Source organism: Flavobacterium hibisci, from assembly GCF_020026925.1.
Lineage (GTDB): Bacteria > Bacteroidota > Bacteroidia > Flavobacteriales > Flavobacteriaceae > Flavobacterium > Flavobacterium hibisci.
Map to the genome: position 1 here is coordinate 134562 of NZ_JAIQDW010000013.1, position 10262 is coordinate 144823.

The 10262-nt window shown below is 34.5% G+C and carries 13 protein-coding genes; 11 read left to right on the plus strand and 2 right to left on the minus strand.

Features of this window, described 5'->3' with window-relative positions:
* Positions 1–34: 34 nt before the first annotated feature.
* Together K8B81_RS14330 and K8B81_RS14335 are read right to left on the minus strand one after the other, a co-directional pair.
* A complete protein-coding gene (locus K8B81_RS14330) occupies positions 35–1192 on the minus strand; it encodes an iron-containing alcohol dehydrogenase (protein WP_223682262.1) in 1158 nt (385 codons plus the stop codon).
* Positions 1193–1196: 4 nt separating this feature from the next.
* Positions 1197–1961, minus strand: coding sequence for a type 1 glutamine amidotransferase domain-containing protein (locus K8B81_RS14335; RefSeq protein WP_223682263.1), 765 nt, complete (start codon positions 1959–1961; stop codon positions 1197–1199).
* An 84-nt stretch (positions 1962–2045) separates the two neighbouring features.
* On the opposite strand from K8B81_RS14335, the gene K8B81_RS14340 reads away from it, so the two are divergent.
* The 11 genes from K8B81_RS14340 (at position 2046) to K8B81_RS14390 (ending at position 10156) form a co-directional block, all read left to right on the plus strand.
* Positions 2046–2945 (plus strand): LysR family transcriptional regulator, encoded by a 900-nt coding sequence (locus K8B81_RS14340; protein ID WP_223682264.1) that lies wholly within the window; start codon positions 2046–2048, stop codon positions 2943–2945.
* Between the two features lie 176 nt (positions 2946–3121).
* Positions 3122–3814, plus strand: a complete 693-nt coding sequence (locus K8B81_RS14345; protein WP_223682265.1) for an NUDIX hydrolase — start codon at positions 3122–3124, stop codon at positions 3812–3814.
* A gap of 74 nt (positions 3815–3888) precedes the next feature.
* Positions 3889–4716: a ribose-phosphate diphosphokinase gene (gene prs, locus K8B81_RS14350; RefSeq protein WP_223682266.1), complete on the plus strand. Its 828-nt coding sequence runs from the start codon at positions 3889–3891 to the stop codon at positions 4714–4716.
* A complete protein-coding gene (locus K8B81_RS14355) occupies positions 4713–5531 on the plus strand; it encodes a TIGR02452 family protein (protein ID WP_223682267.1) in 819 nt (272 codons plus the stop codon). The genes prs and K8B81_RS14355 overlap by 4 nt, the downstream gene beginning before the upstream one ends.
* 169 nt (positions 5532–5700) lie before the next feature.
* Positions 5701–6036, plus strand: a complete 336-nt coding sequence (locus tag K8B81_RS14360) for a hypothetical protein (RefSeq protein ID WP_025572250.1) — start codon at positions 5701–5703, stop codon at positions 6034–6036.
* Between the two features lie 2 nt (positions 6037–6038).
* Positions 6039–6908, plus strand: a complete 870-nt coding sequence (locus tag K8B81_RS14365; RefSeq protein WP_223682268.1) for a hypothetical protein — start codon at positions 6039–6041, stop codon at positions 6906–6908.
* A 150-nt stretch (positions 6909–7058) separates the two neighbouring features.
* On the plus strand, positions 7059–8141 hold the full coding sequence (locus K8B81_RS14370; RefSeq protein ID WP_223682269.1) for an adenylosuccinate synthetase: 1083 nt from the start codon (positions 7059–7061) through the stop codon (positions 8139–8141).
* Positions 8142–8150: 9 nt separating this feature from the next.
* Positions 8151–8678, plus strand: coding sequence for an NADAR family protein (locus K8B81_RS14375; protein ID WP_223682270.1), 528 nt, complete (start codon positions 8151–8153; stop codon positions 8676–8678).
* A gap of 7 nt (positions 8679–8685) precedes the next feature.
* On the plus strand, positions 8686–9099 hold the full coding sequence (locus tag K8B81_RS14380; RefSeq protein ID WP_223682271.1) for an ADP-ribosylation/crystallin J1: 414 nt from the start codon (positions 8686–8688) through the stop codon (positions 9097–9099).
* Positions 9096–9566 (plus strand): O-acetyl-ADP-ribose deacetylase, encoded by a 471-nt coding sequence (locus K8B81_RS14385; protein WP_223682272.1) that lies wholly within the window; start codon positions 9096–9098, stop codon positions 9564–9566. The genes K8B81_RS14380 and K8B81_RS14385 overlap by 4 nt, the downstream gene beginning before the upstream one ends.
* Before the next feature lie 86 nt (positions 9567–9652).
* Positions 9653–10156, plus strand: a complete 504-nt coding sequence (locus K8B81_RS14390) for an RNA 2'-phosphotransferase (RefSeq protein WP_223682273.1) — start codon at positions 9653–9655, stop codon at positions 10154–10156.
* The last annotated feature ends 106 nt before the right edge of the window (positions 10157–10262 follow it).

Below are 10262 nucleotides of genomic sequence, written 5' to 3' on the forward strand. Positions count from 1 at the left end.
GAATTTCGAATTTTAAAACTTGGAATTTATTTTTTTAATAACTCATTTCTACAATAGATTTCACTTTATCCAGCGTTACAAGCTGTTTTTCGCCTAAGCCTTTCCATCCCCTTTCTTCAAAACGGTCAACAATAAAATCTGCTGTTCTGCCGTAATCATTGGTGTACTGAGAAAGTTTAGTATCCATTCCCATAGTGTGGAAAAACTCTACGGTTTTATTTATAGCTTCTTTGGCAACTTCATCGTCTGAACCTGTTAAGTTGAAGATTCTCCTTCCGTATTGCGCTAATTTTCCTTTTTTAGTTTCAAACATCACTTTATATAAACTTGGACCAATAATTGCCAGAGTCCTTGCATGATCAATTCCGTATAAAGCTGTCAGTTCATGGCCAATCATGTGCGTTGCCCAGTCGCTTGGAACACCTTTCTGTATTAATCCGTTTAAAGCCATTGTACAGCTCCACATAAAGTTAGAAGCCAAAGTATAATCGGTTGGGTTTTCTACAACTCCTGGACCAACTTCTATTAAAGTCTGCAAAATTCCTTCTGCAATTCTATCCTGAAGAAAAGCATCGGTTGGATACGTTAAATATTGCTCCATAACGTGAGTATAAGCATCTACAATACCATTTTCAAGTTGTCTTTTAGGTAAAGATGCAATTACAGTTGGGTCACAAATAGAAAATTGTGGAAATAACGCGCTTCCGCCTGAAGCTAATTTTTCCTGAGTCGCTTCGATCGTCACCACATATCCTGAATTCATTTCACTCCCTGTAGCCGGAAGAGTCAAAATTGTTCCAAACGGCATTGCATTTTCTTTAATTAAAATTCTCTTTTGAAGAATATCAATCGGATTTCCTTCAAAATTAACTGCTGCCGAAATAAACTTTACACCATCAATAACAGATCCTCCTCCTACTGCGAGAATAAAATCGATTTTTTCAGCTTTAATAACATCAACCGCTTTCATTAAAGTTTCAAATCTAGGGTTTGGTTCGATTCCGCCAAACTCTACGATTTCAAAACCTTTCAGATTACTGATTACCTGATCGTAAATTCCGTTTTTAAAAATACTTCCACCACCGTAAGCCAAAAGGATTTTAGCTTCTTTTGGAACTAAAGCCGAAAGTTTTTCTATTTGTCCTTTTCCGAAAATTAAATTTGTCGGATTGTATAATTCAAAGTTTAACATCTGCTTATTTTTTTAATTGTGCCATTAATTTTTCAGCTACCAGTTTTGATGAAGCCGGATTTTGACCTGTAATCAACAAACCGTCTTCTACTGCATAAGGTGCCCAATCAGCTCCTTTTGAGTATTCGCCACCATTAGTTTTTAAAGCATCTTCCAATAAAAACGGAACCACTTTTGTCAAACCAACACCTTCTTCTTCAGTATTTGAAAATCCGGTAACTTTCTTGCCTTTTACTAAATAAGAACCATCAATCTTTACATTTTTTAATGCTGCCGGAGCGTGACAAACAAAACTTACTGGTTTTTTATGATTGTAAAAAGATTCAATCAAAGCAATAGAATTTTGATCTACAGCCAAATCCCACATTGGTCCGTGGCCCCCCGGATAAAAGACTGCATCAAAATCTTTCTGATTCACATCTGTAATTTTATGCGTATGTTTCAATTTTTCCTGTAAAGCTAAATCCGCATCAAAACGTTTAGTGTCTTCTGTAGCAGCACTAGGATCATTACTTTTTGGATCAATTGGCGGCTGGCCTCCTAAAGGGCTTGCAATTTCGACAACATATCCCTGATCTATAAGAGTATAATATGGCGCAGCAAATTCTTCTGTCCAAAATCCTGTTTTTTCACCTGTATCTCCTAATTTGTCATGGCTCGTAAGCACAAATAATACTTTTTTCATCTTTTTTTTATTTAATTTTTGAGCAGTAACTGAAATGCTACTTGCTGTGAAAGCGATTATCGCAAATAATACTATTTTATTCATTTGATTAATTTTAAACAAATTTACGGCTTATATGATATTTGTAAAAATAAAATAAACTATGTTTGTTATAAATAAAATTATATCATGGTAAATCTGGAATGGTACAGAACATTTAAAGCAGTTTATAAAAATGGTAATTTTTCTATCGCTGCAAAGGAATTATTTATGAGTCAGCCCGCAGTTAGTCAGCAGATTTCTATGCTGGAAGCTCATGTTGGGAATAAATTATTTATTCGAAAATCAAAAGGCGTCGAACCAACAGAATATGCTAAGTTACTGAATAACTTAATAATAGACGCACTTGACCGGCTTGAAAATGTAGAAACTACTTTTCGGTCAAAAGCAGAAGATGCCACACGCTTAATTTCTGTGGGCATCTCTAAACATCTTTTCAGTAGTGTTGGCAATGCTTTAATTGGAAAATTTGATTTGATCGATTTTACTTTTGCCGATGATGATACACTTTTTTCTTTAGTCGATTCTAAAAAACTGGACTTTGCAATTGTTTCCAAAAAATATGATACGTTTGATACGATTCAGGAAACGGTTGCCAAGATTAAACTGGTATTGGTTGGACCAACGAATTTAGACATTACCGAATTTCGCCAGAAACTGAAATCAGATAATTTTACTGAAGCAGAACAATGGCTGAACGAGCAAAAATGGTATTCGCATGATGCCAGGATCCCACACATAAAATTATTCTGGCTACATGCCTTCCATAAAAAAAGACCATCCATGGTTCCCAATTATATTATCCCATCAGAATATGAAATGCTGGAAATGCTTTCCAAAAATTCCGGTGTTGCCGTAACGTGGAATTGTAATGCCAGAAAATTTATTCAGCAAAACAAACTACAATTGGTGTGGAACAGCTTCCACGTTCCGGAAGAGTATGTTTATTTATTGGCTGCTAAAAACAACAATCTGAAAACTTTTTTTGATATCATTGCCAATGAAGTAAGAATTGCATTATCTACTTAAAAGATAAAATCCTTACTTAAAATCATCAAAAATGATGAGTTGTACTATTGTATTCCACATTAAATTTGTCGTATAGAGAATTTGATTTTTGCGAACTTTTTCTGAGTTAAACTTTAAATAGCTCAGCGTAAGAAATATAAAATTTTATATTTGTGTAAATCTTACGCATTTTAATTATGTCTGAAAATCAAAATATAAGAGTTGCTGTGGATGCCATTGTTTTTGGTTATCAAAACAGTCAGTTGTACGTTCTTTTAATCCAACAGAAATTTGGAACTCAGGAATCCTATTGGGCATTGCCAGGAGGTTTGGTTAAAAATAACGAATCACTAAAAGACGCTGTAAAAAGAGAATTGAAGGAAGAAACAAATGTTGAAGTAAATTACTTTGAGCAACTGTTTACTTTTGGCGATGATACAAATCGTGACCCCCGAAACCGTGTCATTTCTGTAGCCTACTATGCTTTGGTAGATCCTTCAAACTTAAAAGTCCAGGCCGATACAGATGCTGAACATGCACAATGGTTTATGATTAATGAAGTTCCTGCCCTAGCTTTTGACCATAATGAAATTCTTAAAAAAGGGCTGGAACGTTTAAAAGCCAAACTAACCTACGAGCCAATTGGTTTTGATTTGCTTCCAAAAGAATTTCTTTTCTCAGAGCTCGAAAACCTCTATTGCACTATTTTAGAAAAGGAAATCGAACGCCGGAATTTCAGAAAAAAAATTCTGAGCTTCGGAATCGTAGAAGAAACAGAAAATTATTCTCCGGTAAAAACAGGGCGTCCGGCCAAATTATTTCGATTCAACCATAAGAAATACAATGACTTACACAAAGAAGGCTTTCACTTCGAAATAAAGTTTGCGTAATTTTTACACAAAATAAATTGTTTATTCAAAATTAAACCCTACATTTGCGTATAATTAACGCAAACCGCAACACTATGATACTAAATCTCGACCCAAAATTCACTCCGATACAAAACCAGAAACAAATCAATTTTCAAAGTTTTACATTTTCTGGAGGAGAACCGCATATTAAAATTGATCCTAATTTTGATACCAATGAAAAAGTAACCATCACACACCGTTTAAATTCATTCAATGATTTGGGTTTATTGTGTATCACAGTAGATGCTTTACGCAGAATGGATGTTAAGATAATCGATTTGTTTATTCCGTATTTTCCGGCTGCCAGACAGGATCGTGTTATGATTCCTGGAGAACCTTTGTCTGTTAAAGTGTATGCTGATATAATTAACGGACTTCAATTGAATAAAGTTTTTGTTTTTGATGCACATTCGGAAGTAACTCCGGCTTTGTTGAATAATAGTACTGTAATTCCGAACTATACTTTTATCAAACAAGTCTTAAAAGTAATTGGAGAAAACGTAAAACTGATTTCTCCAGATGGAGGCGCTTTGAAAAAAATCTACAAAGTTTCTGAATTCTTAGGCGGAATTGAAGTTGTAGAATGCAGTAAAAGCCGCGATGTAAAAACGGGAAAATTGTCTGGTTTTAAAGTGTACGAAGATGATTTGCAGGGAATCGATTGTTTAATAGTAGATGATATCTGTGACGGAGGAGGAACTTTCATTGGCTTAGCCGAAGAACTAAAAAAGAAAAACGCCGGAAAGTTATATTTAGCAGTAAGCCACGGAATTTTCAACAAAGGTTTTGAAGTTTTAAATTGTTTTGACGGCATTTTTACAACTAATTCTGTAAAAGATTTTGAAGGTGAAAACGTCGAGGTTGTAAAATTAGAATTATGAATAAAAATTATAGAGTAGAAATAGCAAATAGAACCTTAGAAATCATTAAAAATGGTTTTTATGAATACAAAGGAAAAAAGATTCTTGTAGATAAAGAACTCGAAGAATCTAAAAAAAATACGTTTACCATTTCACCAAATGATTGGGATGCGATTTTAAAAACACCAATTGAAAATAAGTTTGAAACAGAAATTATAACGAAAAACTGTTCGACAATTAAAGCAATAGCTGAAGAAAAAAATGGTAAAATCTGTGTTTTAAACTTCGCCTCTGCAAAAAATCCAGGAGGTGGATTTCTAGGCGGAGCTTCTGCTCAGGAAGAAAGTCTGGCCAGATCGTCAAACCTTTACGAAACGCAGATAAAAGACAAAACGATGTACGATTTTAACAGAAATCAGTCCTCATTTTTATATTCAGATTACATGATTTATAGTCCGAATGTTTTGTTTTGGAATGATGATAAAGGAAATTATTTTGAAAAACCATTTGTTGTAGATATGATTACTGCTCCAGCACCAAATAAAGGTGCGATGGAACAACATAACAGGAAAGAAGAAATTGCTATAACAGAAGAAATTTTAAAAGCAAGAATGGATAAAGTATTGGCAATTGCCGCAAAGCAAAAAATCGATACACTTATTTTAGGAGCTTGGGGTTGTGGTGTTTTTAAAAATGAACCTAAAGATGTAGCACGTCTTTTCAAAGAAATTATTGCAGCAAAATATTCAGGTTCTTTTAAAAAAATCGTTTTTGCAGTATTTGACAATTCTGATAAAAAAGCAAATTTTAAGCAGTTTGAAGAAACTTTTAACTAGTTTAAAAAGTTTCTCCCGAAGTTTCGGGATCAGGTTTAAAGTTAATTCTTAAACCTAAAAAACACTATTAACGAAGTTTCAAGTTTGAAATTAAAAGTTTCAAGTTCGCACAGAACAGGAAACCTGAAACAAGAAAAACCTGAAACAAAAATAAAACAACCAAAAAACCATGAGCGAAGATTTAAAACCACGATTTATTGAGTCTTTAAAAAGAAACAATGATCAGATTAGAGAAGACAGAGCCAAAGTAATTGGCGAGGATTCTGAATTAATTTACAGACGAAGAGTCGAAGACATCGAATTAAAAATCAAAAGACTCGAAAGAGAGCAAGAAGGATTGATTGATATCAGTCCGCTGGATAAAAACAGTTTGACATTTGCCGATTTTCAGCCGGAAGCCTTTGTGCAGAAAGACATGGAACTTTCGCTGACCATCAGAAATTTAAACATTCAGTTTGAAGTTACAAAAAAGAGATTTGAATATTTATTTGGTAAAAAATATTAGTTATGGGAGGTACAAGATACGATATAGGCGCTCGTTTGAGCAGAGCAGAAGCAGCAGGTTACGGAAAGAAATCAGCTAGCGAAATATTTACACAGAATGCATTACATGTGGCTCATGAATCTATGAATCCAAATGGAGTGATTTTTAGAGAAGCAAGAGATTCTGATGTTCATCCAAACACAGTTCCAATCATTTTAGGATTGGACGTTACAGGAAGTATGGGGCATATTCCACATGAACTGATTAAAGACGGACTTCCAAAATTGATGGGAGGCATTATTCAAGGAGGCGTTCCGGATCCAGCACTTTTATTCTTAGGAATCGGAGATCACGAATGCGACAGATTTCCGCTTCAGGTTGGACAGTTTGAATCTGGTGACGAAGAATTGGATATGTGGTTAACGAGAACTTATATAGAAGGAGGAGGCGGAGGAAACGCTGGCGAAAGCTACCTTTTAGCGTGGTACTTTGCCGCTTTTCATACCAAAACTGATGCTTTCGAAAAACGTGGACAAAAAGGATTGCTGTTTACCGTTGGTGATGAACCAGGTTTGAAAACACTTCCAGCTTCAGCAATCAAAGAAATTATGGGTCAGGGACAACAGACTTATACGTATCTTGAATTATTAGCAGAAGCGCAAAAAAGATATGATGTTTATCACATTAGTGTTTTGCATTCAGGACAAGCAATAAATGCTGATGTGGAATGGAAAAAATTACTGGGACAAAACTGTTTGTCTATCGAAGATCACAGAGAAATCCCAAACGTAATCAAAAAGATCATCTGCGAAAAACATAAAAGTTCTGGTTTAGGAACAACACCCGTTTCTGATACGACAAACACAGGCTTAGACAATATCGAAATGCTTTAAACTTAGCGATTTTGCGAGGTTTAATTGTGAAGTTTTATTCTTAGAAATTTGCTCGCAAAGACGCAAAGGCGCAAAGATTCTTAATTAAAAAGTTAAGTTTAAAAAGACTTAGCGACTCTGCGACTTAGCGAGATTAAAATAACAATAAAAATGAAAACAGCAAAAATAGTTATAGGTTTAGGATTTGGTGACGAAGGAAAAGGCATCACAACCGATTTTCTGGCGAAACAAAACCCTGAATCTATAGTTATTCGCTTTTCGGGAGGACAGCAGGCAGCACATACTGTCATGATTGGCGACAAAAAACACGTTCATTCCAGTTTTGCGAGTGGTGCGCTTCGGGGTTTGCCTTCTTATTTTAGTGAACATTGTACCGTACATCCTCTTTTTTTATATAATGAAAAAGCAGAGTTAGAAAAAAACGGCGGTAATACGGAACTTCACATTCATCCATTGGCAAAAGTAACCACGCCTTTTGATGTCTGGCAAAACAGAAATAATGTTCGAAATCTCGATCATGGAACCTGCGGAAAAGGAATTGGGGCAACCATGAAAAGAAACGAAGGTCCGTATAAATTATTTGCCATCGATTTTATTGCGCCTCGTAAAATGCTTTTAGAAAAACTTAATCAGATCGCTTATTATTATGGTTTTTTAAACGAAAGTGAATTAGACGAAGAAATCAATCAATATCTGGAAGCAATCGATAAAATACAATGGAATATTGTCGATTATACATTTCTTTCGAAATATAAAAATCTGATTTTTGAAGGCAGTCAGGGGATTTTACTCGACATGGATCACGGCGTTTTTCCGAATGTAACGTATGCCAATACCACTTCAAAAAATGCCATTGAAATTTGTAATACACTAAAGATTGAAGATGTAGCCGTTTATTACGTAACCAGAAGTTATTCAACCCGCCACGGACATGGCTGGATGGCGAATGAAGGAGAAATTAAATTAAAAAACAACGAAGAAGAAACCTGTGTTTTTAACGAATATCAAAAACATTTGCGTTTTGGAAGTCTAAATTACGAACTTTTAAATTATGCGCTAAAACTCGATGCAGCTTACAGTCCGAATGTAAAAAGAAACTTAGTTGTAACTTGTATGGATCAGCTGGAGCAGGATTACGAGTTTGAAAGTCTCACAACAGAATTCAACGAAATCTACGGATCATTTTCACCTGATTCTAAAGATTTCAAAAACATTACTTCTTTGTTTCAATAAAATAGAAAAATGAAATACAATATAAATACCATAACTCCAGAAAGTAAATTTTTATTTTTCTGGGGACATCAGCCCAATAAAGACGGAAAAATTACCAAAACCTGTTTCAGCCAATGGTGGTTAAGTTCTTTTAAAGTAGAAAAAGTAACCTACAAAACCGCAGAACACTGGATGATGGCGAAAAAAGCAGAATTATTCGACGATCAGGAAATTTTAGAAAAAATCCTTGAAGCCGATTCTCCTGCAGAAGCCAAAAAACTCGGTAGGGAAGTCAAAAATTATGTTGATACGGTTTGGTTAGAAAACCGATATGAAATCGTAAAACAAGGAAACTATCACAAATTCAGTCAAAATGCTGATTTGAGAACCTTTTTGTTAAACACTAAAGAACGAGTTATTGTCGAAGCAAGTCCGGTTGACCCAATCTGGGGAATCGGAATGGCTAGTGATCATAGAGATGTTTTGAATCCTGAAAAATGGAGAGGTTTGAATCTTTTGGGGTTTGCTTTGATGGAAGTTCGAGATCAATTAAAATAAATTGATTATGCAAACAACAAGATTATATCGCCCGGTTGGACTAAAAGAAATGGAATTAATTGCGGATTCCGGTTACAAAGCATTTCCACCAAGATTAGAATGGCAACCTATTTTTTATCCGGTAACGAATCAGCAATATGCAGATCAGATTGCTTTTGAGTGGAATACTGTTGATGAGTTTTCGGGCTTTATTGGAATTGTAACGGCTTTTGAAGTGAAAACAGATTTTCTTGAAAAGTATGAAATTCAAAATGTCGGTGATAAAAACCATAATGAACTTTGGATTCCATCAGAAGATTTAGCTGATTTTAATTCTAATATAGTAAATGGAATCGAGATTATAAACGTTCATTTTACAAATCGTTCTTTCGTAAGTGAAAACAAAGAACTTAATGATAAACTAGATAATTTTAGAAAATGATTTTAGAATTATTAAAAGCAGATATAACAGAAGTTGAGGTTGATGCAATAGTAAATGCAGCGAATACTTCTTTGCTTGGAGGTGGTGGTGTTGACGGAGCAATTCATCGTAAAGGAGGAAAAGCGATTTTAGACGAATGCGTTCAAATTCGTAATAAGCAAGGAGGTTGTAGAACAGGTGAAGCAGTCATTACAACAGCCGGAAATCTGCCTTCAAAATATGTAATTCATACTGTTGGACCGGTTTGGAATGGTGATAAAGAAGAAAAGTCAAAATTGCTAGCAGATTGTTACAAGAACAGTTTAAATCTTGCTGTTGAAAACGGAATTAAAACAATTGCTTTTCCAAATATCAGTACAGGAATTTACCATTTTCCGAAAGATAAAGCAGCTGAAATTGCCGTAAAAGCAGTAAAAGATTTTGATAGAATTTTAGAAATTGAAAAAGTACTTTTTTCTCTGTTTTGATGATGAAAATTATCAAATTTATAAAAGTATTTTATAATTATTACTTATAAAAATGTCATCGGTAGATGAAAAAAATATAGAAAAAGATGAATGAAAAAACAGCAAAAAGCGTCAGCAAATTTTTGAGTCTGGTGCTTAGACATTCGCCTGAAACTATCGGATTAAAATTAGACGAAAATGGATGGGCAGATGTAGAAGAATTAATTGTAAAATGTAATAACAGAGGAAGCCAGAATGAGATGACGGTTGAACTTCTAGATTACGTTGTAGAAAATAACGATAAAAAGCGTTTCGCTTATAATGAAGATAAAACTAAAATCCGTGCAAGTCAGGGACATTCGATTTCGGTTGAATTAAATCTGGAAGAAACAGAACCTTCGGAATATTTGTATCACGGAACAGTTGGCAAATTCATGGAAAACATTCGCAAAGAAGGTTTGAAAAAAATGAGCCGCCAGCACGTGCATTTAAGCAAAGACAAAGAAACAGCAACAAAAGTAGGAAGCAGAAGAGGAATTCCACAGATATTAACTGTTAGAAGCGGTGCAATGTATAAAGACGGATATAAATTTTTTGAGTTAATCATTTAGCTTCTGTATATTTATGCCTTTAAAATCAACTACTATGGAAGTATTTCAAGGACAAAGCATACTAAACTTTATAAAAGAACTGCCGGATGATGAAGCTTGCAAAGCA

What these genes read in the sequence shown, in the direction of transcription:
- K8B81_RS14390 (WP_223682273.1), top strand. Translation starts at nt 9,653, where the DNA reads ATGAATGAAAAAACAGCAAAAAGCGTCAGCAAATTTTTGAGTCTGGTG.
- K8B81_RS14375 (WP_223682270.1), top strand. Translation starts at nt 8,151, where the DNA reads ATGAAATACAATATAAATACCATAACTCCAGAAAGTAAATTTTTATTT.
- K8B81_RS14345 (WP_223682265.1), top strand. Translation starts at nt 3,122, where the DNA reads ATGTCTGAAAATCAAAATATAAGAGTTGCTGTGGATGCCATTGTTTTT.
- prs (WP_223682266.1), top strand. Translation starts at nt 3,889, where the DNA reads ATGATACTAAATCTCGACCCAAAATTCACTCCGATACAAAACCAGAAA.
- K8B81_RS14380 (WP_223682271.1), top strand. Translation starts at nt 8,686, where the DNA reads ATGCAAACAACAAGATTATATCGCCCGGTTGGACTAAAAGAAATGGAA.
- K8B81_RS14330 (WP_223682262.1), bottom strand. Translation starts at nt 1,192, where the DNA reads ATGTTAAACTTTGAATTATACAATCCGACAAATTTAATTTTCGGAAAA.
- K8B81_RS14385 (WP_223682272.1), top strand. Translation starts at nt 9,096, where the DNA reads ATGATTTTAGAATTATTAAAAGCAGATATAACAGAAGTTGAGGTTGAT.
- K8B81_RS14335 (WP_223682263.1), bottom strand. Translation starts at nt 1,961, where the DNA reads ATGAATAAAATAGTATTATTTGCGATAATCGCTTTCACAGCAAGTAGC.
- K8B81_RS14355 (WP_223682267.1), top strand. Translation starts at nt 4,713, where the DNA reads ATGAATAAAAATTATAGAGTAGAAATAGCAAATAGAACCTTAGAAATC.
- K8B81_RS14365 (WP_223682268.1), top strand. Translation starts at nt 6,039, where the DNA reads ATGGGAGGTACAAGATACGATATAGGCGCTCGTTTGAGCAGAGCAGAA.
- K8B81_RS14360 (WP_025572250.1), top strand. Translation starts at nt 5,701, where the DNA reads ATGAGCGAAGATTTAAAACCACGATTTATTGAGTCTTTAAAAAGAAAC.
- K8B81_RS14340 (WP_223682264.1), top strand. Translation starts at nt 2,046, where the DNA reads ATGGTAAATCTGGAATGGTACAGAACATTTAAAGCAGTTTATAAAAAT.
- K8B81_RS14370 (WP_223682269.1), top strand. Translation starts at nt 7,059, where the DNA reads ATGAAAACAGCAAAAATAGTTATAGGTTTAGGATTTGGTGACGAAGGA.